This is a genomic window from Arthrobacter sp. TE12232, assembly GCF_054062615.1.
On sequence record NZ_JBSSFK010000001.1, the window covers coordinates 333,943 to 358,631 of the forward strand.

Annotated in this window: 20 protein-coding genes; 13 read left to right on the forward strand and 7 right to left on the reverse strand. The window is 65.1% G+C overall.

What is annotated here, in order from left to right; translation table 11 throughout:
* Positions 1-34: 34 nt before the first annotated feature.
* From ACVWZ7_RS01495 to ACVWZ7_RS01515, 5 genes are all read left to right on the forward strand, one after another.
* Entirely contained in the window at positions 35-1,600 is a 1,566-nt protein-coding gene (locus ACVWZ7_RS01495) for an APC family permease (protein WP_456506698.1), read from the forward strand.
* The gene (locus ACVWZ7_RS01500; RefSeq protein WP_344367960.1) at positions 1,601-2,512 is read left to right on the forward strand and encodes a carbon-nitrogen hydrolase family protein; all 912 of its coding nucleotides are present in this window, start codon (positions 1,601-1,603) and stop codon (positions 2,510-2,512) included.
* Between the two features lie 198 nt (positions 2,513-2,710).
* Positions 2,711-4,348 carry an amidohydrolase gene (locus tag ACVWZ7_RS01505; RefSeq protein ID WP_456506699.1) on the forward strand — a complete coding sequence of 546 codons (1,638 nt, stop codon included), beginning with the start codon at positions 2,711-2,713 and terminating at the stop codon, positions 4,346-4,348.
* A gap of 323 nt (positions 4,349-4,671) precedes the next feature.
* On the forward strand, positions 4,672-7,938 hold the full coding sequence (locus ACVWZ7_RS01510) for an ATP-binding protein (RefSeq protein ID WP_456506700.1): 3,267 nt from the start codon (positions 4,672-4,674) through the stop codon (positions 7,936-7,938).
* 75 nt (positions 7,939-8,013) lie between these two features.
* Complete coding sequence (locus tag ACVWZ7_RS01515; RefSeq protein WP_456506701.1) at positions 8,014-9,420, forward strand: FAD-binding oxidoreductase; 1,407 nt, start codon at positions 8,014-8,016, stop codon at positions 9,418-9,420.
* Positions 9,421-9,704: 284 nt separating this feature from the next.
* Here ACVWZ7_RS01515 and ppk2 read toward each other — a convergent pair whose 3' ends face one another.
* From ppk2 to ACVWZ7_RS01545, 6 genes are all read right to left on the reverse strand, one after another.
* The gene (ppk2, locus tag ACVWZ7_RS01520; RefSeq protein WP_456506702.1) at positions 9,705-10,637 is read right to left on the reverse strand and encodes a polyphosphate kinase 2; all 933 of its coding nucleotides are present in this window, start codon (positions 10,635-10,637) and stop codon (positions 9,705-9,707) included.
* A gap of 780 nt (positions 10,638-11,417) precedes the next feature.
* A complete protein-coding gene (locus ACVWZ7_RS01525; protein ID WP_456506703.1) occupies positions 11,418-12,185 on the reverse strand; it encodes an SCO1664 family protein in 768 nt (255 codons plus the stop codon).
* A complete protein-coding gene (locus ACVWZ7_RS01530) occupies positions 12,185-12,742 on the reverse strand; it encodes a DUF3090 domain-containing protein (protein ID WP_456506704.1) in 558 nt (185 codons plus the stop codon). The genes ACVWZ7_RS01525 and ACVWZ7_RS01530 overlap by 1 nt, the downstream gene beginning before the upstream one ends.
* A 24-nt stretch (positions 12,743-12,766) precedes the next feature.
* Positions 12,767-13,459, reverse strand: a complete 693-nt coding sequence (locus ACVWZ7_RS01535; RefSeq protein WP_456506705.1) for an MSMEG_4193 family putative phosphomutase — start codon at positions 13,457-13,459, stop codon at positions 12,767-12,769.
* A gap of 689 nt (positions 13,460-14,148) precedes the next feature.
* Positions 14,149-14,382, reverse strand: coding sequence for a hypothetical protein (locus tag ACVWZ7_RS01540; RefSeq protein WP_456506706.1), 234 nt, complete (start codon positions 14,380-14,382; stop codon positions 14,149-14,151).
* A gap of 141 nt (positions 14,383-14,523) precedes the next feature.
* On the reverse strand, positions 14,524-15,003 hold the full coding sequence (locus ACVWZ7_RS01545) for a hypothetical protein (RefSeq protein ID WP_456506707.1): 480 nt from the start codon (positions 15,001-15,003) through the stop codon (positions 14,524-14,526).
* Positions 15,004-16,002: 999 nt separating this feature from the next.
* On the opposite strand from ACVWZ7_RS01545, the gene ACVWZ7_RS01550 reads away from it, so the two are divergent.
* Positions 16,003-16,653, forward strand: a complete 651-nt coding sequence (locus ACVWZ7_RS01550) for a nucleotidyltransferase domain-containing protein (protein ID WP_456506708.1) — start codon at positions 16,003-16,005, stop codon at positions 16,651-16,653.
* A gap of 284 nt (positions 16,654-16,937) precedes the next feature.
* Here the strand turns inward: ACVWZ7_RS01550 and ACVWZ7_RS01555 are convergent, their stop codons facing one another.
* Entirely contained in the window at positions 16,938-17,843 is a 906-nt protein-coding gene (locus ACVWZ7_RS01555) for a LysR family transcriptional regulator (protein WP_456506709.1), read from the reverse strand.
* Between the two features lie 146 nt (positions 17,844-17,989).
* Here ACVWZ7_RS01555 and ACVWZ7_RS01560 point away from each other — a divergent pair, with 146 nt between their 5' ends.
* From ACVWZ7_RS01560 to ACVWZ7_RS01590, 7 genes are read left to right on the forward strand one after another with little or no spacing between them, the layout of a single operon-like run.
* On the forward strand, positions 17,990-19,018 hold the full coding sequence (locus ACVWZ7_RS01560) for an amidohydrolase family protein (protein WP_456506710.1): 1,029 nt from the start codon (positions 17,990-17,992) through the stop codon (positions 19,016-19,018).
* Positions 19,019-19,029: 11 nt separating this feature from the next.
* On the forward strand, positions 19,030-19,722 hold the full coding sequence (ligK, locus tag ACVWZ7_RS01565) for a 4-carboxy-4-hydroxy-2-oxoadipate aldolase/oxaloacetate decarboxylase (protein WP_456506711.1): 693 nt from the start codon (positions 19,030-19,032) through the stop codon (positions 19,720-19,722).
* Positions 19,722-20,660: an amidohydrolase family protein gene (locus tag ACVWZ7_RS01570; RefSeq protein ID WP_456506712.1), complete on the forward strand. Its 939-nt coding sequence runs from the start codon at positions 19,722-19,724 to the stop codon at positions 20,658-20,660. The genes ligK and ACVWZ7_RS01570 overlap by 1 nt, the downstream gene beginning before the upstream one ends.
* A 1-nt stretch (position 20,661) precedes the next feature.
* Positions 20,662-21,963, forward strand: coding sequence for a protocatechuate 4,5-dioxygenase subunit alpha/beta (locus ACVWZ7_RS01575; protein WP_344367982.1), 1,302 nt, complete (start codon positions 20,662-20,664; stop codon positions 21,961-21,963).
* A gap of 25 nt (positions 21,964-21,988) precedes the next feature.
* On the forward strand, positions 21,989-22,942 hold the full coding sequence (locus ACVWZ7_RS01580) for a Gfo/Idh/MocA family oxidoreductase (protein ID WP_456506713.1): 954 nt from the start codon (positions 21,989-21,991) through the stop codon (positions 22,940-22,942).
* The gene (locus ACVWZ7_RS01585) at positions 22,939-23,913 is read left to right on the forward strand and encodes an aldo/keto reductase (RefSeq protein ID WP_344367985.1); all 975 of its coding nucleotides are present in this window, start codon (positions 22,939-22,941) and stop codon (positions 23,911-23,913) included. Before ACVWZ7_RS01580 ends, ACVWZ7_RS01585 begins: the two co-directional genes overlap by 4 nt.
* Complete coding sequence (locus ACVWZ7_RS01590; protein WP_456506714.1) at positions 23,910-24,608, forward strand: substrate-binding domain-containing protein; 699 nt, start codon at positions 23,910-23,912, stop codon at positions 24,606-24,608. The genes ACVWZ7_RS01585 and ACVWZ7_RS01590 overlap by 4 nt, the downstream gene beginning before the upstream one ends.
* Positions 24,609-24,689 lie beyond the last annotated feature (81 nt).

A 24,689-nucleotide genomic window follows, 5' to 3' on the forward strand; every position in this document is an offset into this window, starting at 1 on the left:
GATTCAAATAACTTTGATTCGATAAGGAGTCTCCGTGTCACATCCCCTTCCACCCCCCGCCGCTCCGCCCGCCACCCCTCCGGCAGCCACCCTTCCGGCCATCGCTGCGAGCAAGGGACTGAAGGCCGGCTCGATCGGCATCGGCCCCACCGTGGCGCTGGGTCTAGCCGCCGTGGCCCCCGCGTACAGCCTGGCCGTCACCCTGGGCTTCGTTGTCCTGGCGGTCGGGTCGAGCACTCCCGCCGCATTCCTTCTGGGCTTCGTGCCCATCCTTTTCACGGCCTTCGCATTCCGGGACCTCAATCGGGAAATGCCTGACTGCGGCGGGGTTTTCGTATGGATCTCACGGGTCTTCGGCCCGTGGTCGGGCTGGTTCTTCGGAGGCTGGGTCCCCCAGATTGCCACCTTCATCTCCAGCGCGGCCCTGGCACAGGTTGCCACGACGTATCTTCTGACCTTTCTGGGGCTTGGCTGGGCCGCCTCGCAACCGGTCATCGTCACGGCCATCGCGTGCGGGCTGATCGCCATGAGCGGCGTCGTGGCGGCGCGGGGTATCGAACTCTCCGCTTGGCTTCAATACGCGCTCATTGCCTTGCAACTGCTTGCCCTGGGCGGTTTCTGCATTGGCGCCTTTACCGCCATGGCCGCCGGCACCGCGGCGGCGGGCGCCGAGCGGCCACGGCTGGACTGGTTCAACCCCTTTGCCTCCGGAGATCTCTCCGGCCTGGTCCACGGCGTCATCCTGTGCCTGTTCATCTACTGGGGCTGGGACGCGCTGATAGCGGTCAATGAGGAAACAACCGACCGCAAGGGAACACCCGGGCGGGCCGTGGTCATCACGACGGTGATCCTGCTGTTCTTCTACGTCGTGACCGCGACGGCAGCCGTCGGATTTGCCGGAACCGCCGGCATCACGGATCCCGCAACCGTCTCGGACGTCCTGTCCGTGCTCGGCCCCCAAGCCACCGGCGGCCTCTTCGGGCAGGTCATCATCCTCGCCGTGGGCACCTCGGCATTGGCGGCGCTGATGACCGTCGCGATCAGCAACCCCCGGTCCTGGCTCAGCATGGGCACGTACGGCGCACTGCCCGCCGCCACCACGAAGATGCATCCCTCCAGGGGGACACCCACCACGTCAATCATCTGGTGGGCGCTCCTCAGCATTGCCGTTACGGTCGTCCTGACAGCGATCAGCGCCGACTTCATCGGCCTGGCCATTCTCTCCGTCGGCCTGATGATCGCCGCCTACTACGCCGCGACGGCGCTGGCCTGCGTGGTGTACTTCGCTCCCCAGATGCGCACCTCCGCCTCCGCCCTTGTGGTCAAGGGCATCCTCCCGGGCATGGGCGCCCTCCTGATGACTGGAGCCTTTGCGTACACCGCCGTCGACATGCTGTCCCCCGACTACGCCGGCCTCTCCTGGCTCGGCATCGGAAGCGTGTTCTGGATCGGCATCGGCGCCCTCGCCCTCGGCGTCCTGGTCATCGCCATCATCCGGCCCGGTCTCCGGCCGTACTTTGCCGGACAAACCATCCCCCGCGGAACCTTCTCCACCCGACACGAACTGCCATCCATCCTGAGCAGCGAAACCGAGGCATAAATGCGCGTCCTGTCCATTGCAGCAATCCAGACCAAACCCGTACCCTACGACGTCGAAGCAACCTGGCAACGCTTCGCCGCCCAGGCCGAAACGGCCAAGGACCTTGGCCCCGAGGTCGACATCATCGTCGCCCCCGAACTTCTGCTCGCAGCGCCCGGAGAATTCCTGGTCCCGGACCCTGAGGCCGAAACCCGGTCCGCCGGGCCCATCCCCAGCGCGCTCACCGACCGGATCGCGGACCTGGCCCGCCGTCTGGGGGTCTGGCTCGTGCCCGGATCCCTGCTGGAAACCGACGGCGGGAACACCTACAACACGGCAATCGCCGTTTCCCCCGACGGCGAGATCGTGGCCCGGTACCGGAAGCTCTTTCCCTGGCGCCCCTTCGAAACAACGACGCCGGGCGACTCGTTCGTGACCTTCGACATCCCCGGCCGGGGACGCGTAGGCCTCGCCATCTGCTTCGATGGAAGCTTTCCCGAGGTCGCCCGGCAACTGGCATGGCTCGGAGCCGAGGTCATCATCCAGCCCACCCTCACCACAACCCGGGACAGGGCGATGGAAATCGTGATGTCACAGGCCAACGCCTTCGCAAACCAGATCTACGTCGTGAACGTCAACGGCGCCGACCCGTCAGCCGTCGGGGAGAGCGTGATTGTGGACCCGGAGGGCACCATCATGCAGCAGGCCAGAGGAGGCGAGGAAATCCTCTTCGGCGTCCTGGACCTCGACCGGGTCACACAGGTCCGCCGCTACGGAACCCACGGCATCAATCGGCCATGGGCTCAGCTCCACGACCAGGAAGGAATCCTGCGCTACCCGATGTACGGCGGCGCACATTTCCAGCCCCCGGCGTGGAGCACCCCGGACCCGGACGGTTCACGCGTGAACCAGCTCAGCCCCTCAACGGCCTGACCGCTTTTCCACGGCCGCGCCCCACCACCACAACGAGTGCGTACCTCCGGTCCCGGAGGTACGCACTCGTTGCCAGAAACGACCATCGCCGGCACGATCTCATCCGCACCCGCCAGCTGTCGGTCGCTGTGAAGCGGTGTGACCCTTGCCGCCAACGTTTTAGGCGCGTGCGCAACATTCAAGATCAGGGGAAGTCTGATGCCCAATAACCTCAAATCCGCGGACACTGTCATCGTTAATGCCAGGGTTTACACCCTCGATGCACGACAACCATCTGTTAGCACAATCGTCATCGCGAACGGCAGGATCCTCGCCTCTGGCGGCAACCACCTTCTTGGTGAGCACCGGGGTCCACGAACACGAGTGCACGATGCCAAGGGCCAAACCATCACGCCGGGACTCATCGACGGGCACATCCACCCCATCCAGGGTTCGGAAATCACGGTCGGTGTCGATTTCGGCCCAGTGTCAACGTTTGCCGGTTTCCTCGCCGTCCTGCGCACCGAAGCACTTCGAGTGCTTTCGGAGGATTCGAAGGGGTGGGTCCGCGGATGGAACCTTGATTACGGCGTCTTTGAAGGCAGACGAATATCCGCTGACCTGATTGAGGAGTCGGTCTACGGCCTCCCGACGTACATTCTGCTCTTTGACCTTCACACCGCACTGGCGAGCAAAGAAGCTCTGGGACTGAGTGGCATCACGGGAGGTCGCCGGTTTTGCGACAACTCAGAGATAGTTGTTGACGACGCCGGGAACCCCACCGGGGAACTGCGGGAAGCCACCGCCTACGACTTGGTTGGAGCCGTCGCGCCGGCTCTTTCTGCAGCGCAGGCCGTTGAGAGGGCACGGGAGCTGATCTCCTGCTTGTCGAGAACCGGCATTACCTCAGGAACGATCATGGATGGTGACCTTGCTTCGCTCGATTTCATCGACGAGATCGATAGCACCGGATCGGGGCTGCCGGTCAGGCTGGTTTCCGCACTCGAGCATCGGCCCGGCCTGACTGCTGAAGAAGCCCGGCCCTACGTCCTGTCAAGGGATCGACGGGGTCGCCGTTGGCGCGGCGGGCTCGTAAAACTCTTCCTGGATGGTGTTATCGATACGGGAACCGGCTGGCTCTATGAACCGGACACGTTGGGCGGCGGACTGAGATCATTCTGGCCCGATCCGGCTGAGTATGCGGCAACCGTCAAACAATATGGCGACGCAGGATTTCAGATCGCGACGCACGCTATCGGTGATCGTGCCATTGGTGCTGCGATCGACGCATACGTCTCGGCCGGCGTGAGGTCCCGGCGGGGAGCCCCGCACCGGATTGAGCATCTGGAGTGCCTTGCGGACAGGGACCTCGCACGCCTGTCCACGGCAGGAATCACCGCATCGATGCAGCCCCTGCACATGCAATGGCGAAAGCCGGACGGATCGGACTCATGGTCCAGCCGTCTGGGGACCGAGCGATCGAAACGGGCCTGGAGGATCCGTGACGTCATAGATTCAGGTGCTCCCGTCGCGTTGGGCTCGGATTGGCCGGTGGCTCAATACGACGCACGCATCGGCATGGCATGGGCCCGCCTGCGTCGCATCCCGGGCCAGACCGATGCGCCTGTCTTTGAGTCTTCACAAAGGTTGACGGCGCTCGAAGCGCTCAAGGGCTTCTCGGTCTGGGCCGCCGAGGCCCAAGGAGACTATGACCAGGGAACCATCCGGCCCGGGAACAAGGCCGATCTCGCGATATGGGCCGACGATCCCCTTCTGGTTTCCGCCGACGACCTCATTGACCTCCCGATCGAATCGACCTGGGTGGATGGAGAAAGTGTCTTCAGCCGCCAAGAATAGGCCGACGCCACCGCCCTATGGTGCCGCCAACAACCACAGACGGACTCTCTTTCCGCGCTCCATCCCAGCCCGACACCCACAGGCGTTCACCCCTGACCTGACAGGACGCGCTGCGAACCAATCCCTAACCTGCGCGGTTCCCACGCTGTCTCATCACAGTCGACCCAAACTGCTGAATCGAGCCGGATGGGGGCGATTTGCTGCTGTGGTTCTGGTGGTTTGCTTGCTGGTGATGGGCCGCTCACAGAGTGCGCCAAGGCAGCGATCGTGTGGGAAATTACTTTGTTCGACAACGCCGGTTGGCGAGCGGATACTGAAGAACCATGAAGCCTACCCAATGCGGGTTGCGCATCCAGCTTCTCGGCTCGTTCATCGTGTACGTCAACGGGAACGCCGTCGAGAACAGCCACTGGCGGCTGCAGAAGGCAAAGGCCGTAGTGGCGATGCTGGCGTTGGCGCGTGGTCAGCGTGGCCGTCGCGAGCAGGTACTGGACCACCTGTGGCCTGACATGGAGCCGGTGGCCGCCGCACGGAATCTGCATCAGACCCTGTACGTCGCTCGCCGTACGCTCGCTGGCGCTGGAGCAGGCCGCGACGGGCTGCTCGCCATCCGCGGTGAAGTGGTCGTGCTGGATGACACGGGCCCGGTCGACGTCGATGCCCTGCAGTTCGAGCGTTCGGCCGTGGCAGCGTTGGCTGACGGTGTCGAGGCAAGCCTACGCGATGCCGCCGACTTGTACCGTGGTGATCTTTTACCGGATCTGCCGGATGCGGATTGGCTGACGACACGCCGCGATGAGCTCCGGGAAATCCATCGCGAAGTACTGGTGAAACTGGCGTCCACGGTGGCGCAGCGCGCACCGGAGGAAGCGCTGGTCATTCTCACCCATGTGCTCGAATCCGATCCCGTCCACGAGGCAGCCGTGCGCGCGCAGATGGTGGTGCTGGCTCGAATGGGCCGGCGGTCGGAAGCATTGGCACGATATGAGCGGCTGGTCGACGAACTCCTCGACGCGTTCGGGACCGACCCGGACCCCCGGACGACGGCGCTGTTTCGCGAGTTGTTGACCGGCTCGCCGCCCGAGGAGCGCCTCCACCAGCCCGCCGGCGAGACCGGCAAAGACCATGCCATCGGATACCTGCCGTCCCCGTTGACAAGCTTCATCGGGCGCGAGCGTGAACTCGTCGACGTCCAGCGGCTGATGAGCCATGCCCGTCTGCTCACCCTCACCGGGGCTGGCGGCAGCGGCAAGACCAGACTGGCATTGGAGGCCGCGAAGGCAGTTCGTCGTCAGTACGCGGACGGAGTCTGGTACGTCGACCTCGCGGCCGTTGGCGAGTCGCTGCTAGTGGCCGATGCCGTCGCCGAGGTCCTCGGGTTGGATTCCGGCGCGGCACCAAGCCGCGTGCAAGCGCTGGTCGACCAACTGCGGCGACGCTCGCTGCTCCTCGTGCTGGACAACTGCGAACACCTGCTCGCGGCCAGTGCGCAACTCGTCGTCGCACTACTTGATGGATCCCCGGGGGTTAAAGTGCTGGCCACCAGCCGGGAGCCACTCCATGCCGACGGGGAGTACACCTACCGGGTGCCGTCGTTGGCCGTCCCCTCGCCCCAGCGGACCGACGCTCTCGACCTGGACGTGCTGGGCCGTCTGCCCTCTGTCCGGCTTTTCGTTGAGCGGGCAGCGCAGGTCCGGCCGGGTTTCGCGCTCGATGCCGACAACGCGCAGGGGGTGACAGAGTTGTGCCGACGGCTCGACGGGATGCCGCTGGCCCTGGAATTGGCCGCGGCCAGAACCGCCGTACTCGAACCCGCCGAGATCGTCCAGGGATTGGGCGATGCTTTGTCCATGCTCGGCGGGGGAACCAGCGGCGTCACGCGGCACCAGACGCTGCGCGGCACCTTGGAATGGAGCCACGAACTGCTCACCAAACCGGAGCAGGTTCTGCTGCGCCGGCTCTCAGTGTTCGCGGGAGGTTTCACCCTCGACGCTGTGGTGTCAGTCTGCGCTGACGCGCCCCTCCAGCAGATCGAAATGCTCGACCTTTTGGCCAAGCTGGTGGACAAATCTTTGGTGATCACCGAAAGGAGGGGCGCCGGGACCCGATACCGGCAGTTGGAGACCGTCCGCCAGTTTGGCCACGAGAATCTCGATCATGCAGGTGAGGCGGTTCAACTGGCGGCTGCGCATTGCGCCTATTTCCTTGCCGTCGCCGAATCCCACAATCCCGAACAGGCCACCGGGGTGGTCATCGAACAGCCGAAGTTGCTCGACCGCGAGCACGATAACCTGCGCGCTGCGCTGCGCTGGTCGTGCGCCCGCGAGCCCGAGACCGCGCTCCGGCTCGCCGCCAGCCTATGGCGGTTCTGGTTCGTCCGCGGTCACGCGGTCGAGGGAGCACGGTGGGTCGAGCGTGCTTTGGCGGTGGCTCCCGACCCGACCCGGCCGCGCGCGGCCGCTTTGATCGGCCTGACCGGGCTGGACAGCCGGCAGGGCCGCAGCGATCGGCATCGGGCGCTCGGCGCGGAGGCCCTGGCAATCATGCGGGAGATCGGCAACCCCGACGAGGTGACGATGGCCCGGCTCATTGAGACCTCGCTCGCCTGGAGCACTTTCGACTTGGACGAGGCCGAACAGCTGGCAGCCGACGTCCACACCGAGGCAGCCGAGTGCGGCAGACCCGAACATGCCGCTGCCAGCAGTTGGCTGCTCGGCCAGTGCGCGTTGTCCCGGGAGGACGGACCACTCGCCGCCCGTCACCTAAACACCTGCCTGAGCGAACTCGCACAGTCTGAGACCAGCACTCCACCCTTCCTGCCGGTGATCACGCCCAGCCTGCAACTGGTACCCATCGCCGGACGGTTGGTCCCCTGCCTCGAGGAGACCCTACTGTTGGGCCGGCGGGTTGGCGTCATCCAAGCCAAAGGCTACGTGCTGTCCGCTATCGGCTACGCGGCCAGGCTTTCGAGAGACACGCAGTCTGCGATATCCGTCATCACGGATGCAGCCGAACATTTCGCCGAGTTAGGAGATGACCTGGCTAGGGCGCAAACACTTCACCAACTTGGCTGCATTCTGCGCGACTGTGGCGACCACAGCAAGGCCGATGAGGCCCTGTCCTTGGCGCGGGAGCTTCGGCTCGGCCTGGGCGACCGGCGCGGCGAGCTGCTGACGGAGATTAATATCGCCCTGCTCCGCGCCATGGGTGGTGATATCGACCGTGGCCTGACAGACGCTCGGCGTTGCCTTTCAGGGTTCGAGTCCGCGGGAGATCAGGTGGGGATGGGCGCCACGCTGACCATTCTCGGTGCCGCCGAACTGATCTCCGGGGAGGTCCGGGCGGCGCGGGAAATGTACAGGCAAGCAGCGGAAAGACTCGACCCGTGGCGGCGGCACGCTGGCTGGCAGCGATTGATGGTGGCAGAGCTATCCAATGAACTCGGCGATCCGCATCGGGCGGCCCGCGAAATTGACAGAGCTGGAGCGATTTTCGACCGAACGAGATGCCTCATCGCCGGTCAGCGGCTCGCCGCACTGCGTAGGCGGGGCTCGGATGATGATGTTGAGACGGTGTTGAGTTCTCGTTGAGGACGGTTCACTAGCGTTATTCCTGGATCTGGCAAATGGGTCTGACAAACAAACAGCAATCAGGAGGAACGCATCGTGACAACGACGCAGACTGGGCCGACCCGCATCGGCGAGGCCACCATCGCCGAGTTCGCCGCCGGCCTGCGCGGCAAGGTCGTCCGGCCAGGGGACGCGGACTACGACCGCGAACGCAGCATCTGGAACGGGGCGCACGACCGCCGCCCGACGCTCATCGCACGCTGTGCGGGTGTGGCAGATGTGATCCGCACGGTCGATCTCGCGCGCAGCGAGGGGTTGCCGTTGTCGGTTCGCGGCGGTGGCCATTCGATCCCCGGGTTTTCCACCGTCGACGACGGTATCGTGCTGGACCTTTCGCTGATGAAGGGGGTCCAGGTAGACCCTGCCCGCCGCCGCGTGGCGGCACAGGCAGGGTGTACCTGGAAAGACGTGGATGCAGAGACACAGCAATTCGGGCTTGCGGTGACCGGTGGCCTGGTGTCCTCGACCGGCATCGCCGGCTTCACCACCGGCGGCGGCATCGGCTGGCTCGTGCGCAAGCACGGGCTGGCCAGCGACAACATGGTCGGCGCCGACGTCGTCACCGCTGACGGGCAGTTTATTCACGCCAGTGCCGACGAGCACCCCGATTTGTTCTGGGGACTGCGCGGCGGCGGCGGCAATTTCGGGGTGGTGACGTCCTTCGACTATCAGTTGCACGAAGTGGGGCCCATCGTCCTTTCCGGCCTGGTTTTCTACCCCGCAGAAGAGGCGGAGCAGGTGTTGCGCGGCTATCGGGCAGCCTGCGCGGCGGCCCCCGATGAGCTGACCACCCTGGTCAACCTGACCACGGCGCCGCCGGTCCCGTTCCTGCCAGAATCGGTGCACGGCAAGCCAGTCATCGCTGTGGGAGGTTGCTGGTCCGGCGATCTCGATGCCGGCGAGGCCGCCACCGCGCCCTTCCGGTCATTGGGCACGGTCATCGCCGATGTGTTCGGGGCCAACCCGTACGCGGGGTGGCAACAGGCGCTCGATCCGCTGTACCCGCGGGGCGTGCACAACTATTTCCGCTCGGCATTTCTTCGCGCCGCCGACGACGCGTCCGTGCGCGTGCTGTTGGACTCGTTTGCCGCATTTCCCAACGCCATGACGGAGATTCACCTGCACCACCTTGGCGGCGCGGTCGGCCGGGTTCCGGCCGAAGCAACGGCCTTCGCACTCCGCGACCAGGAATTCGTCATCAATGTTATTGCGCGCACGCCGACGGCGGAAGGTTTCGCGGATGTCGTCGAATGGGCCCGGGGCGTGACGTCCGCGCTCGGTCCGGATGTGGCGGCCTACGTGAATTTCACAGGTGAAGCGAATACGGCGCTCGTCCGGGCGTCGTACCCGGCGGACACATACCGGCGGCTCGTGGAACTAAAGAACGAATACGACCCCACCAATCTATTCCGGTTGAACCAGAACATCGCCCCCACGGTGTGACAGCACTGCCTGCGTGAGAAGTGGATGATCGACCGAGGATCGGGAAGCAACCTGACAGCCCGCGCCCCTAACCTGAAGTTGCGTGAGTTGAGGCAGGAAGATCCCCGGGTTTCCGGGGATCTTCCTGCCGGTCTCGTGGGAAGCAGGCAAGGAGCGAGCCACAAGGCAGCAACGGCAGGAAACTCACTCCGGTCTGGACAACGTGCGCGCCGCCCGATCGCTATGCGGGCGATGTTTGGGAGCCTCGCAAACGCTATGCGGGTTCCCGCGAATAGCTGGCCGGCTCAGTCGCCGACGGCCTCGCGGCCGCGTCGCACGATGAGCGGGTCGGCGTCGTGGACTACCGAGGTGTCTTTGCCGTCGTAGTCGAACTGGTTGAGGAAGAAGCGCATGGCGTTGATCCGCCCCCGCTTCTTGTCGTTGGACTTGATCGTGATCCACGGAGCATGGTCCGTGTCGGTGCGCAGGAACGTCTCCTGCTTGGCCGCCGTGTACTCTTCCCACCGGTCCAGAGAAGCCAGGTCCATCGGCGAGAGCTTCCAGCGCCGCACGGGATCGATCTGCCGGATCGCGAAGCGGGTGCGCTGCTCATGCCGGGTCACCGAGAACCAGAACTTGGTCAGGTGAATGCCGGAGTCCACCAGCATCCTCTCGAAGAGAGGTGCCTGAACCATAAACGTCGCGTACTCCTCTTCCGAGCAGAAGGCCATGACCCGTTCGACATTCGCCCGGTTGTACCAGGAGCGGTCAAACATCACGATCTCCCCGGCCGAGGGCAGGTGCTGGATGTAGCGCTGGAAATACCACTGGCCCTGTTCACGGTCGGAGGGTTTGGCCAGCGCCACCGCCCGGGCCGAGCGGGGATTCAAGTGCTCGGTGAAGCGCTTGATCGTTCCGCCCTTGCCGGCCGCATCCCGGCCCTCGAAGACGATCACATGCCGGTGCTCCTGGTCCTGGCCCCAGTACTGGAATTTCAGCAGCTCAACCTGCAGCCGGTATTTCTCCAGCTCGTAGTCCTCACGGGACATCCGTTCCTCGTATGGGTAGCCCTCCCGCCACGTCTCCACGGCCGAACCGCCGGGATCGATCAGTTCCGGGTCCTCGCCCTGTCCGCCGCGCACCGAGTAACCGAGCTCAACGAGATGGTCTATGGCGTGGCGCAGATTGTCCCTGACCCACGATTGGTCCCCTGGTGTCCACTGCGCGGCCTGCGACATCCGGCTCTCCTTCCGGCCTCGACCAACCGTGACGGCATTCTAACAGGGCGACCCGTCGAGCCGAAGGACACCGCCGGAACACCTTGCCTTCGGTTTCCGCAGAGAACACCGCGTGATGCCGACGACTTGTCCGCGGAGGCAACCCGCACGGCAAACGGGCACGCCGTTCCGGGCACCGTGTCCGGAAGGGATGCCAGCGAGGGCCGGCGCCTCCGGCGCCCCTGGAAGCCATGGCGAGGCAGATCGTCTGGTAGCCGCCGGGGTCGCGGTCCACGGTTCAGCGATCAGCTTCATCCCGTCAAACATCGGGTCGGCGTCAATCAAACTCGAAGAACGCCGACAGCATGTCGACCCTTTCCGAGGCTCGGGCCGTCCGACGCCGGGAATGACCGACGACGGCGACCGGCGCCCTGACTTCCGGTCAATCGCGCCCGCCCATCACCATTGATGCCCACGGCTGGGGATGCGCCAGAGCATTCCCATGGCCGATTCGGCCATGACCGTCAAGAACAAGACGCAACAACCCGATCCGCGGGCCAGGGTGCGCACAATGTACACACCCTAATTTCGCCATCCCAACTCCCCTCCACCGGACTCCCGGTGACAGTTGATGTCACTCCCGTCGCCCAAACCTTCGGAACAGAGGGTTGCCGGCCGGGGGCCTGGCTCTTGGGAAGTTCGCCAGCCGAGCTCGCGCTCAGGAATGATGAGCTCCGTCGCTACCTTAAGCTCCATGCCATCAACGTGACACAGCCTGCGAAGCCTGTAGCCGTAATTCCCTTAGAACAGCGGCCATGGCACCGCCGACATCTCACCGCTCGGAGCCGGAAACCGCCCTGTCAAGCGCAACCGGGCGCAGCGCGCGGTGAGCGATGCAATTTCTTCGGCGCTGAGCAAGTCCGCCAGGTCTCGGCCCAGCCCACCGTGCAGTCCTTCGCTGACACGATCTATGCCGTCGCGTTCCTCGGCGGTCAGAGTGTCTCCCAGCCATCCCCACAGCACCGTGCGCAGCTTGTGGTCACGGTGAAAGGTGAGCCCATGGTCCACGCCGTACCGGTGTCCGTCCGTCATGGCAAGAATGTGGTCGCCTTTGCGGTCGGCGTTGTTGACGACCAGGTCGAACACCGCCATGCGTCGGAGCGCTGGCGAGTCTTCGTGAACGAGGGTGACCATCCGTCCGTTCTCATCCCGTCCCTCGAGAACCTGTTTCCAGCCCGTCTCGGGCACGTGGTCCGTCGCGACCAGGTCCACAGCATTCTGGGCCGGGTCCTGCTCCTGCCAGAGCTGCACCATTCCTTCACCCATCGGACCATCGCGCAGCCAGGTGTGCGGCACGACGTCCCAGCCGAAGACCTGCGAGACCAGGTAGGCGGCCACCTCCCGGTAAGCCAGACTGCCATCGGGAAAATCCCACAGCGGACTTTCGCCTGCTATCGGCTTATAGACGACCACCACGTCGCCGATGCTGCCCAGAAATGTCGCGTTTGAAGCCGTCGTGATGCGGCCGGTGAGCGTCAGAGCGGCGGTCACTAGGTCCGGCGCTGGCATCAGACCTCGGGAAGGGTGCAGATGTGCCCGTCGGCGTCTATGGGGTAACCGCACAGCGGGCACGTCGGACGCCCGGCGCCCACGATCTCAAGGGTGCGCTTGGCGAATGCGCGGGCGGTCCCGACCGGCATTCGCACCAGCAGCATTTCTTCGGGCTCGTTAGCGCCGTCCTCATCGAGCGATTCGTCATCAGCATCAGCATCGACATCGGTGATGGGGTAGGCCTCTATAACGACCTGGGCCGTGGTTGGGTCCCAACCCAAGCTAATGGCGCCGGTGCGAAACCGCTCCTGAACGGCCTCGAGTTGGTCATTGTCGACAAGTTCAATGGGCGTACTCGAGGGAACGCTGAAGGGGTTGCCCTCGACGGTGATGAGCTGATCGAGAATGTCGTCGATTTTCTCCGCGAGCAGAGCCGACTGCTGCTTCTCCAAGGCGATACTCACGATCTGCGTCCCTGCGCGCACCTGCAGGTAGAACGTGCGCGCCCCCGGAAGGCCAATGGTGCCAACGACGACCCGATCAGGCCAGGAAAACTCGTGAACGCGTGTAGGCATGTCAGTATTTTAGGCACATGAGGTTCATGGCGCCTTTTGTCCCGCGCCGCCGCCCACCGGCGCATCGCCGGAGTGGATGCCGTTAGAGAGCCACGACAAATCACCCGCGTCGGTGTTTGTCGCGTAGACGCTCGGTCGACTAGCGCCGTAGCGCACGATCGACACGGAGGCGGGGCCCACGTTAATACGCTGGAACAGGTCAAGGTGCATACCGAGCGCGTCGGCGAGGATTGACTTGATGATGTCACCGTGACTCACCGCCACCCACACGGCCCCTGGCCCGTACTCGGCTTCGAAGGCTGCATCGTGGCGTCGAATCGCTGCCACCGACCGAGCCTGCATCGCGGCCATGGATTCGCCGCCGGGAAAGACGACGGCGGACGGTTGCGACTGCACGACCGGCCACAAATCCTCGGTCGCGAGATCACTGAGCCTGCGGCCCTGCCAGTGGCCGTAATCGCACTCGGTGAGATCGAGATCGACCGGCGCGTACGGCGTGCCAGCCTGGCGATCGAGGATGAGCCGGGCGGTCTGCTGACAACGCTCAAGAGGGCTCGACACCACCCCGACCACTGGCACGGCCGCGAGCCGGTCTCCGGTCAGAGCCGCCTGGTCCCGCCCGATCTGGTCCAGGCTGACGCCGACGGCCCGACCGGCCAGCAGTCCAGTGGCATTGGCTGTGGTGCGGCCGTGCCGCACGAGAATAACTGTCGCCATCCACCCACCCTAACCACCCGCTCGACGACGGTGTGAACCGTACCTGGTCGCGCGCCGAACATGCAGACGGCGATGAGGGCGAAAATAATGGCTGCGGCGGTGGGTTAAGAGGTGGGAAGACCATAGCAGCAAGGCCTACCAATTCCTACAACCCGCCCTCGAAGCCAGCCCGCCAACCGACTGGCCAGGCTCACCGGCCTCATGATCAGCTCCGGATCAAGCCATTCCTCCTGCACGTACCGTCATCCCAAGGCCGCACCGTCAGGGGGAAATGGCTGTGCCGGCTGCCGGTTCGGCTGAGGTTGGAAGAATCCGCCGTCTAACCGGGGCGGCGAAGCGGGGAGCCTTGTCCGGCGCGGGTCCTTTAAGGGCGGAAGGGCCGGCTCATCGCTGACGCATACAGAAGAGCCCCCAACCGTCCGGGGATGATCCCGGATAGTTGGGGGCTTTCGTTGGTTCCTCAGGGAAGGTGCGAGGGGAACCGGCCCACCCCCAATAAATAGTTACCTCGGGCCACTTCCTAATCGCCACGCTAGCCATGTCCGACGGCCACGGCAACTGGTAGGGCGGTCCAGTCCCGCCGCCGTGGCAACGTAATTCCAAAGTCGTCTGCACGAAATGTCCAGAGTCGTCTGCACGGCCACTACAGGTCCCTATCGGGAACCCTCAGCAGAACTCAGCAGAACATTTCAGTCGGCAGTCGGCTCCTCGTCGTTAGCGACAGCCTCGATCCAATCCACCGCCTCGTCGGAAAGCTGGGGACCGACTGCTGATTCGCCAGCCCACCACTCAGAATCGGTCGTGCCGCCCGTAACTGCCATGATGTCGGCGATTACATTCGGCGGCAGCGGTTCGCCGTTGTGCTCAATGAGCCAGTCGCGTGATTCCGCATCGACCAGAGGCCACCACTCGAAGATGTTCATCAACGCAGTATTGCACCGACGAAATCGTGCGCACACAGTCCGCAGTGGGAGTAACTCCGGCGGAGGCACCGGTCAACGAGCGCGGCCAACCCCGATAGCGACGCCCCAGGGGTCTACCGTTGGGGATCGTGCAACGGGCGGTCAGGCCGGGTTAGCTGCAGAATTCGAGGCAAGGACGTCTTTGTGGATTGCCCAACGGCCGATGGCTGCCGCTGCGCCAACAGTGGCCCATGGGATCAGCAGCCAGGGTTGCCAGCCGAAGCCCAAGACGCTTCCCAGCAGCCAGAACACGAGGGTGGGCACCGCGAAAAAGGCCCCGATGTGGATCCACTGATTCCGGACCGGTCCCAAAAGATAGGCCAACACCCAGGCCAATGGCGCCGCAACCACCAAAGAACCTCCGAAGCCATACAAAATCACCATGCCCAAAAAGCCCCACACGTGGCCGGCGTCAGCGCCGTCCCGCGCGGCGGGTACGCCATAGCCTCCCGCAACCAGGAGCAGTAGCACGCCCACCCAGAGCGAGGTGGCGATGAGCCAGCCCTTGATGAACGCGTACGCATCCAGGACCACCCTGTGTGACCGAACTGCCTGCGGCTGCGCCGCATCCCCCAATGCCATGGGCTTAGCCTACCGATGCGCAAAAGCTTCCCGCCCGTGCCGAGCGTGCGGCCGTCCGATAATGGATCCTGTTACGGCAACCCTTTTCGTGTAAGTCTTTGCCGTAGTCCCGAGGAAGTAGGGTCAAGGCTGGAGGCTAGGCTCGTCAGCCGCAGTACTACATGGAGATCTGCTGGACCGCGCTCGGTATGAACCCCAGAGTGTTGATCAATGCCAGTGTGGCTATGCCATACCCAATGGCCAGGGCAGCAAAGGCTAGCCCGCGGCCTCGTTCGCCTCTCAGTGGGATCTGATTGAGGGCAACGTGTCCTGCCCCCACTGCAAATACAGCGAGAACCGCGACGCCAAATACCCAGAATCCTGATGCAGCGATGGCGGCGAAAATGATGGCCGCAACGGCCAGTTTGTTCAGTCGAGCAGTTGACGTGCGAGCCGGCACTATAGGCGTACTCATTTCGGTTCCCCCAACCTCGTTAGTACCAGCGAGTTTAGCTGGCCCCGCCCGCAGACAGAACGGATCCGAAGCGTTCCGTTTCGGGAACCTGCTGCGGGATGGACACGTCCGGCTCTCCTTCGAGCTCGCGCAGTTCGAAGGCCGAGCACATGGGTGGCCCAGGGGAACTCACCCTAGATCCCAGTGAGGAACTGACTGCAGCCGTCGAAGTACTCCGAGACTTGCTGTCCGCCCGAAAATTGTGAGCCTCCGGGCGTAGTCGCCACTACTGGGGCAGACTCTCATGGGGCGGCTACTCCCGACCCGTCTTTACCCGTGCATGCCAGTTAGTGCAGGCCGTCATTGGATTAGGGACCTCCGATGTACGCCCCAACCGCGCACGGGGGTGTCCTCGAAGAATGTCATCAGCCGACTCCCTTGATCTGCTCTGATCACTCACATTCACCCCGGATCTCCCCGCGGTCGTCGGCGTTATGCGCACTCCTGCGGTCTCGATCCCATTACCACCTCGACAAACCGCCGCCGTCGGCGGGTAGCCTTGGTTCATGGCCTCATCCGCACCCACCCTCGCGACGCGCTGGGATCCGCTGACCCCGCGCGCCGCTGCCGAGCTGCTCGGTCTGTCATCGGCGCGCTGGTGGCTCTCCGGCGGGGTGGCACTCGACCACTGGCTCGGCACGAGCACTCGCGAGCACCACAATACCGATGTCAGCACGACGGCTGCCGACCTGCCCCGGCTGGTGCACGACATTCCGGCGCCGTTTAGCGCTTGGGTTCCGTCAGGCGACGGCGTGATCCCCTGGGCAAAGGCCGATATGGATGCCGATCTGCAGCCGGTCCGTATCCACGACGACGCGACGGGCGCATGGGTACTGCAGATCGACGTCGAGGACGGCACGGATCGCGTCTGGGTCTACCGCCGAGATCCGCGACTGCAGCTGCCGTGGGATCGTGCCGTGATCGACGTCGACGGGATCCCGACCGGGGCGCCCGAGGTGCAGCTGGTCTGGAAGGCGCTGCGTCCCCGCCCGGAGGACGACGCCGACAAGGATGCGGTGCTACCGGAGCTCTCAGACGAAGCCCGCGCCTGGTGGGAGCACGCGATTCTGACGATCCACCCGCACTCGTCGTGGTCGATCCACGTGCGTAGCCCGTTCGCTCCGGGTAAGGCCAGCTGGAACAGGACGAAACGCTAGCCTCCCGCTTGAGCCCGCCGGCGATGGGAGCCCTGACTTACCCTGCCTATGCAGTGTCGATGAGGTGGCCTAGGACCCAGCCGATTCACAAGAGCGAGTCGTGGCATCCTCCTCCCAGGTCATGCTGCCCGTGCCGTGGATAACAGCCGCCTTCATTAAAAGAACCTCACAATCTCTAGGTCGACTGGCGACGCCGGGTCGCACGGTCCCCACAGACCTCTTCAGTCGCGCCGACGCAGCATGAAGGGCCCGTCCGATCTTGAGACGACCGCAGACAGTAGCCACTACGACCTGTATTCATCCGCCGCAACCGCATCAAGCACCAGCGAGCGGAACCATCGCTGCGCCTGGGAGAGGCTGGCCTCGCGCCGCGTGTACAACTCCACCGGCGTGCTCTGCCCGGACCAGGGCAGCTCGGCGATGCGAAGGCGGGGGAACCAGCCACAGAACACCCCCGCTACATGTCGAGGCAGCAGGACGACCAGATCCGTCGCCTCGAGTACGGCGGGCACGGTGCCGTATTCCTCCATGGTCAGCACGACCTGGGACATCAGGTCGTGTTCGGTCAGCGTCTGCACGGGATACACGTGCCCGCCCCGGGCGGAGACCCGCACAAAGCGCCGCCCCGCGAACATGTCAGGCCCTGTCGCGGGCAGCGGATGCGCCCCGGACGACAGCGCCACGTATTCGACCGAACGCACGTGCGTCCGCCACAGCCGCGGCGTGGTGATCCGCGACACTGTCAGTGCCAGATCGACGGTTCCGCGGATCAGACCGCCCTCGACCTCGTCCGAATCGAGACGTTCCACCTGAAGCCGCGGATCGGCGCCGACCCGGCTGAGGGCGGTCATGATCGGCGGGAGGAAGGTCTGCTCGCCGACCGAGGTGAGTCCGAGGACGAGTTCGCCGCTGAATCCGGTCGGCTCGAACACCTCCGATCCGATGACGGTCGCGTCTATCTGTGCCAGGGCGTTGTGCAGGGGCCCAAATAGTTGCGTCGCCTTCGCGGTCGGCACCATGTCGTTCCCCTCCCGACGGAAGAGCTCGTCGCCGAACCGTTCCCTGAGCCGCTTCAGGGAGTAGCTGACCGTGGGCTGTGTTACGTGCAGCCGGCCGGCGGCGGCCGTGACGCTGCGCAGCTCGTACAGCGTGACGAATGTCCGGATCAGGTTCAGGTCGGTGAACGTCATCTCATAGATCCCATCTATGGCTCTGTCTTTGCATATCTATTGGATCACAGTGGCCCACATCCCCTAAAGTCAGTTTTAGGCAGCACCGATTCAACAACGTGCAGCTGCTCTCGCACCGCTTACACTCAGTGACAAGGACGACACGCGTGATTATCGACATCCACGGCCACTACACCACAGCTCCAGCGCAGCTCGGAGCCTGGCGTGACCTGCAGATCGCTTTTACTGAAGGACGCGCGGACGCTCCTGATCCCGAGACCCTGCGCATCAGCGATGACGACATCCGTGAGACCATCGAGGCCAACCAGCTCAAGCTCATGAACGAGCGCGGCAGCGACGTCACCGTATTCAGCCCTCGTGCCTCGTTCATGGCGCACCACATCGGAGACCTCGCCGTGAGCGAGACCTGGGCCCGGATCTGCAACGACCTGTGCGCCCGCGTCAGCGAGCTCTACCCCGAACGCTTCCTGATGGGGGCGATGCTCCCCCAGTCCCCCGGTGCGGATCCCGCGACGAGCGTTGCCGAGCTTACTCGCGCCGTCGAGGAACTCGGCGCCGTCACCGTGAACCTCAACCCCGACCCGTCCGGCGGCAACTGGACGTCCCCGCCGCTGACCGATCGCTCGTGGTACCCGATATACGAGAAACTCGTCGAGTACGAGATCCCGGCCATGGTGCACGTCAGCACGTCGTGCAACCCGGCCTTCCACACGACCGGAGCGCACTACCTCAACGCCGACACCACCGCGTTCATGCAACTGCTCCAGGGCGACCTCTTCCGCGACTTCCCCGAGCTTAAGCTGGTAATCCCCCACGGCGGCGGCGCCGTTCCCTACCACTGGGGGCGCTTCCGCGGACTCGCAATGGCGCTGGGCAAGCCTGAACTCGAGGAGCACCTGCTGGACAACGTGTTCTTCGACACCTGCGTGTACCACCAGCCGGGCATCGACCTTCTCACCAACGTCGTCCCGACCGAGAACATCCTCTTCGCGAGCGAAATGATCGGCGCCGTGCGCGACATCGACCCGCGCAGCGGACACTACTTCGACGACACCAAGCGGTACGTCGACGCCACCACGAACCTGAACGACGCGCAGCGCGCGCAGGTGTTCGAAGCCAACGCCCGCCGTGTCTACCCACGGCTTGACCGCGCCCTCACTGCGCGCGGACTCTGAAAGGACCATCCATGCGACTGAACAACCTCGGCATCGTCCGCACCAACATCGAACGGCCGGATCCCACGGACGTCGAACGGCTTTCGCAGTTCGGCGTCGCCACCATCCACGAGGCGATGGGTCGAGTCGGGCTCCTGCGTCCCTACATCAGGCCGGCCTACACCGGGGCCAAGCTCTGTGGTCCGGCAGTGACCGTGCTGCTGCAGCCCGGTGACAACTGGATGTTCCACGTCGCGGCCGAGCAGGTGCAGGAGGGCGATGTGATCGTCGCCGGCTGCACCACCGAAAGCGAGGACGGCTTCTTCGGCGAGCTGCTCGCCACCTCGCTGACCGCCCGCGGCTGCAAGGGCCTGGTGATCGACGGCGGTGTCCGCGACGTCGCCGATCTGGAGAAGATGGACTTCCCGGTGTTCTCCCGCGCTGTCAACGCCAAGGGCACGGTCAAAGCCACCCTCGGATCGGTGAACATCCCCGTAGTGGTCGCGAACGCCGTGGTGAACCCGGGCGATGTGGTCGTGGCCGACGTCGACGGCGTCGTGGTTGTCCCGCGCGAGCTGGTCGGAGCGGTGGCAGACGCCAGCCAGAAGCGCGAGGATAACGAGGAAGCCAAACGCGTAAAGTTCCGCGAGGGCGTCTTGGGCCTGGACATCTACGGCATGCGCGAGCCTCTCGCCAAGGCCGGCCTGGAATACGTGGAGAACTGATGATGACACACGGCGACACCACCGGAGATTTCGAGAAGTCGGAGGGCTGGCTCGACTGGTACGACGGGCCGAGCACCCCGACGTTCCGGCTCCCAGAGGGCTCTGTAGACGCCCACTGCCACGTGTTTGGGCCGGGCGGACAGTTCCCCTACGCACCTCAGCGCAAGTACACCCCGTGCGACGCCTCGGCGGACCAGCTGTTCGCCTTGCGAGACCATCTGGGCTTCGACCGCAACGTCATCGTGCAAGCGACATGCCACGGTTCCGACAACCGAGCCCTGGTCGACGCATTGCAGCGCAGCGCAGGTCGCGCCCGCGGCGTTGCGACCGTCCGCCGTGACGTGACCGACGAGCAACTCGCCGAGCTGCATGAGGCCGGGGTACGGGGCGTGCGGTTCAACTTCGTCAAACGCCTGGTCGACCGCGTGCCCACCGACTCGCTCGAGGAGATCGTGGCGAAGATCGCGCCACTCGGATGGCACGTTGTGATCTACTTCGAGGCCGAGGACCTGCCCGAGCTGTACGACTTCTTCTCGTCGATCCCGACCGACGTGGTCGTCGATCACATGGGACGGCCCGACGTGACCAAGGACCCGGACGGTCCCGAGTTCGAGCTGTTCCTGCGGTTCATGCGTGAGAACACCAACGTGTGGACCAAGGTCTCCTGCCCCGAGCGTCTGTCCGTCACCGGACCTCGCGCTCTCGACGGCGAGCAGCACGCCTACCGCGACGTCGTGCCGTTCGCCCGCCGCGTGGTCGAGGAGTTCCCCGACCGCGTCCTCTGGGGAACCGACTGGCCGCACCCCAACCTCAAGGACCACATGCCCGACGACGGGCTGCTGGTCGACTACATCCCACAGATCGCGACGACGCCCGAGCTCCAGCAGAAGCTGCTCGTGGACAATCCGCGCCGCCTCTACTGGCCCGAAGGAGCATGACATGGCACTCGACAAGCCGTACAAGGACGTTCCCGGCACGATCATCTTCGACGCGGAGATGGCCCGCAAGGGATACCACCTCAACCAGTTCTCGATGTCGCTGATGAAGCCCGAGAACCGCAAGCGCTACCTGGCCGACCGCGAGGCGTACCTCGATGAGTGGCCCCTTTCGCCCAAGCAGCGCCAGGCTGTGCTGGACATGGACCTCAACGCCATGATGGCCGAGGGCGGCAACATCTACTTCCTGAGCAAGATCGGCGCCACGCACGGCCTGAGCTTCCAGCAGATGGCCGGCTCCATGACTGGCATGTCCGAGGCCGCCTACCGCGACATGATGATCGGCGGCGGACGCCGCCCCGAGGGCAACCGCCTTAAGGACCTCGACGGCTGGGCCCCGCCGGCGCCGCGCGAGAAGTCCGAGACCATGCGCGAGAACGCCCCGGCGAAGTACATGTCGGCGCTGTTCACCTCGCATGTCCCGGCGATCGGTGCCGCGATGGACCTCGGCAAAACCGAGGAGCCGTACTGGAAGAAGGTGTTCTCCGGGTACGAGTGGACCCGCAGGTGGGCCAAGGAGAATACGCCCGACGTCGTCATCCTCGTCTACAACGACCACGCCACGGCCTTCGACTCGTCGATCATCCCCACCTTCGTGCTCGGCACCGGGGCAGAGTACCCGGTCGCGGACGAGGGCTACGGCCCCCGCCCTGTGCCCGACGTGAAGGGCTACCCGGAGTTCGCCGCGCACATCGCGCAGTCGGTCATCCAGGACGACTTCGACCTCACCCTCGTCAACGAGATGGTCGTGGACCACGGGCTCACCGTGCCGCTCTCGCTCGTCTTCGGCGACGTCGAGGAGTGGCCATGCAAGGTCATCCCGCTGGCCGTCAACGTGGTGCAGTATCCGGTGCCTTCCGGCCGCCGCTGCTACGAGCTCGGGCGTGCGCTCCGCCGTGCGCTCGACAAGTGGGACGGCCCGGAGCTCAACGTACAGATCTGGGGCACCGGCGGCATGAGCCACCAGCTCCAGGGTCCGCGTGCCGGCCTCATCAACGAGGAGTGGGACAACGCGTTCCTCGACCACCTCATCGCCGACCCGCTGGGCCTGACCGAGTGGGATCACATGGAGTACGTCGATGAGGCGGGCTCCGAGGGCATCGAGCTCGTCGACTGGCTGATCGCGCGCGGCGCGATGGACGACCAGTTCGGCGGCGAGGCGCCTTCTGTTGACCACCGGTTCTACCACGTGCCGGCGTCGAACACCGCCGTCGGCCACCTTGTTCTCACGAACCCGACCGACTGACCGCATCCGCAACATAGGAGCCCCCATGACTGACAAGATCCGTGTGGCCGTCGTCGGCGCCGCAGGCGCCTTCGGCATGAAACATCTCGACGGCCTGATGAACATCCCCGATGCCGAGGTGACCGTCGTCAGCGGCACGCGGCTCGAACCGACCCAGGCAGTCGCCGCGAAATACGGCGTCGCCAACGCCGTCGTCGGGCTCGACGCCGTGCTCGAGCGCGACGACGTCGATGCGGTGATCCTCGCGACGCCCACAGGTCTGCACGCCTCGCAGACGCAGGAGGTCCTCAAGGCCGGCAAGCACGTGCAGGTCGAGATCCCGCTCGCCGACTCGCTCGCCGACGCCGAGGCGACGCTCGCCGCGGCCGAAGCTTCCGACCGCGTCGCCATGGTGGGCCACACGCGGCGGTTCAACCCCTCGCACCAGCTCGTGCACAACCGGATCGCCGAGGGCTCGTTCAACGTGCAGCAGATGGACGTGCAGACGTACTTCTTCCGCCGCACCAACACGAACGCGAAGGGCGAGGCCCGGTCCTGGACCGACCACCTTCTGTGGCACCACGCTGCGCACACCGTCGACTTGTTCGCCTACCAGGCCGGCAAGATCGTGCAGGCGAACGCGATCCAGGGCCCGATCCACCCCGAACTCGGCATCGCGATGGACATGTCCATCCAGCTCAAGAGCGAGTCGGGCGCGATCTGTACGCTGTCGCTGTCGTTCAACAACAACGGGCCGTTCGGCACGTTCTTCCGCTACATCGGCGACACCGAGACCTACATCGCGCGCTACGACGAGCTCTACAACGGCCGTGAGGAGTCGATCGACGTGTCGCACGTCGCTGTCAGCATGAACGGTATCGAGCTGCAGGATCGTGAGTTCATCTCGGCAATCCGCGAGGGACGCGAGCCGAACTCGTCGCTTCGCCAGGTGATCGACTGCTACCGCGTGCTCGGCTCGCTTGAGAAGCAGCTGGCGTGAGGCTGCCCTCCACCGGGCTCGGCTGCATGTCGCTGAGCCACGCGTACGGCGTCCCCCCGTCGCGTGACGAGGGGCTGGCGATGCTGCGCGCGGCTCTTGATGAAGGCATCGGGATGCTCGACACGGCGACGCTTTACGGCGGCGGCCGCAACGAGGAACTTGTCGGTGCCGCGATCGCGGGGCGCCGTGACGAGGTGTTCCTGGCGAGCAAATGCGGGATGGCGTCCGTCGACGGCGTGAAAGTCATCGATGGACGCCCCGATACGCTGCGCGCACAGGTCGATGCTTCGCTGAGCCGGCTCGGTGTCGACTACATCGACCTGTACTACCTGCACCGGTGGGACAAGAAGGTGCCGATCGGCGACAGCGTCGGCGCGCTGGCCGAGATGGTCGCCGCGGGCAAGATCGGCGCAATCGGCCTGTCCGAGGTGTCGGTGGCGCGGCTGCGCGAGGCGCAGGCAATCGCCCCTATTGCGGCCGTGCAGAACGAGTACTCGCTGTGGAGTCGCAATGCCGAGCTTGGCATGCTCGACGCCACTCGCGAGGACGGCGTGACTCTGGTTGCGTTTTCGCCGGTCGCACGTGGCTTCCTCGCGGATGCGATCAAGGACCCGGGCGAGATGGCCCCGAACGACATCCGCCGCAGCATGCCGCGCTTCCAGCCCGAGCACTGGGGTGCGAATGCGGCACTGCTGGAATCCTGGCGGGAGCTGGCCGCGGAGGCCGGTTGCACGCCCGCACAGCTCGCACTGGCCTGGCTGCTCTCCCGCGGCGATCACGTTCTGCCGATCCCGGGAACAACGAGCATCGCGCACCTGCGTGAGAACATGGCGGCGGCCGGCATCTCTGTCGACGGCGCGCTGCTGGCGCGGGCCGGCGGGCTGATTGGCACGGCCACGATCTCTGGCGCGCGCTATGCACCGGCATCTGCCGCCGAAGTCGACGCCGAGACCTTCGAGGATGCCGCATGAAGGCGATCTCGTCGATGGCCACCCGCCACGTTCTCGCCGACCTCGCTGAAGCTGCCGCCGCGGCCGGGCTACCGCTTCTACAGATCGAATCCGTCGGCGGAGTGGACGCCGCCCGGCGGGTTGCCGGCGGCGAGCCGTTCGACCTTGTGTTCCTCGCCGTGGACGCTCTCCAACGCCTCGCTGCCGAGCGGCACGTCGATCCGGCCTCCATCACCCCGGTCGTCCTGTCGGAGGTAGCCGTAGGCGTGCCCACACGCAGCCCCGATGCAGCCAAACGTCCCGAAGGCACGGCCTTTGCTAATGCCGATGAGCTTCGCAGCGCCCTGCGCACGGCATCCCGCATCGGCTATTCCACCGGTCCGAGCGGAACCGAACTGTTGTTAATGATCGACCAATGGGGCATGACCGATGAGGTCCGCGACCGGCTGGTGCAGGCCCGTCCAGGCGTGCCCGTGGCGCGCCTGCTCGCCGAGGGCGAGGTCGATCTCGGCCTGCAGCAGCTCAGCGAGTTGGTCGGGCAGCCCGGCGTGCGCATCCTCGGCGTCCTCCCCGCCGACTGCGCGATCAGCACGGTCTTCGCGGGTGCTGTCGCGACATCCTCCAGCGACGCGGCGGGCGCGGCGGAGCTGTTGGCCTTCTTCCGCTCCGACCTCGCGGCGTCTATCAAGTCTTTGCATAGTTTTGGCGCGCCCTGAGGTCTCGCTGTGACGGATTGGCTGTCATGACCGCCCTGGAACTCCTCAGCGATAACCACGACCCCGCGTCCTCGGCCGCGA

What these genes read in the sequence shown, in the direction of transcription:
- ACVWZ7_RS01540 (WP_456506706.1), bottom strand. Translation starts at nt 14,382, where the DNA reads ATGAACATCTTCGAGTGGTGGCCTCTGGTCGATGCGGAATCACGCGAC.
- ACVWZ7_RS01555 (WP_456506709.1), bottom strand. Translation starts at nt 17,843, where the DNA reads ATGACGTTCACCGACCTGAACCTGATCCGGACATTCGTCACGCTGTAC.
- ACVWZ7_RS01590 (WP_456506714.1), top strand. Translation starts at nt 23,910, where the DNA reads ATGAAGGCGATCTCGTCGATGGCCACCCGCCACGTTCTCGCCGACCTC.
- ACVWZ7_RS01530 (WP_456506704.1), bottom strand. Translation starts at nt 12,742, where the DNA reads ATGCCTACACGCGTTCACGAGTTTTCCTGGCCTGATCGGGTCGTCGTT.
- ACVWZ7_RS01580 (WP_456506713.1), top strand. Translation starts at nt 21,989, where the DNA reads ATGACTGACAAGATCCGTGTGGCCGTCGTCGGCGCCGCAGGCGCCTTC.
- ACVWZ7_RS01545 (WP_456506707.1), bottom strand. Translation starts at nt 15,003, where the DNA reads ATGGCATTGGGGGATGCGGCGCAGCCGCAGGCAGTTCGGTCACACAGG.
- ACVWZ7_RS01550 (WP_456506708.1), top strand. Translation starts at nt 16,003, where the DNA reads ATGGCCTCATCCGCACCCACCCTCGCGACGCGCTGGGATCCGCTGACC.
- ACVWZ7_RS01570 (WP_456506712.1), top strand. Translation starts at nt 19,722, where the DNA reads ATGATGACACACGGCGACACCACCGGAGATTTCGAGAAGTCGGAGGGC.
- ligK (WP_456506711.1), top strand. Translation starts at nt 19,030, where the DNA reads ATGCGACTGAACAACCTCGGCATCGTCCGCACCAACATCGAACGGCCG.
- ppk2 (WP_456506702.1), bottom strand. Translation starts at nt 10,637, where the DNA reads ATGTCGCAGGCCGCGCAGTGGACACCAGGGGACCAATCGTGGGTCAGG.
- ACVWZ7_RS01500 (WP_344367960.1), top strand. Translation starts at nt 1,601, where the DNA reads ATGCGCGTCCTGTCCATTGCAGCAATCCAGACCAAACCCGTACCCTAC.
- ACVWZ7_RS01510 (WP_456506700.1), top strand. Translation starts at nt 4,672, where the DNA reads ATGAAGCCTACCCAATGCGGGTTGCGCATCCAGCTTCTCGGCTCGTTC.
- ACVWZ7_RS01575 (WP_344367982.1), top strand. Translation starts at nt 20,662, where the DNA reads ATGGCACTCGACAAGCCGTACAAGGACGTTCCCGGCACGATCATCTTC.
- ACVWZ7_RS01535 (WP_456506705.1), bottom strand. Translation starts at nt 13,459, where the DNA reads ATGGCGACAGTTATTCTCGTGCGGCACGGCCGCACCACAGCCAATGCC.
- ACVWZ7_RS01505 (WP_456506699.1), top strand. Translation starts at nt 2,711, where the DNA reads ATGCCCAATAACCTCAAATCCGCGGACACTGTCATCGTTAATGCCAGG.
- ACVWZ7_RS01525 (WP_456506703.1), bottom strand. Translation starts at nt 12,185, where the DNA reads ATGCCAGCGCCGGACCTAGTGACCGCCGCTCTGACGCTCACCGGCCGC.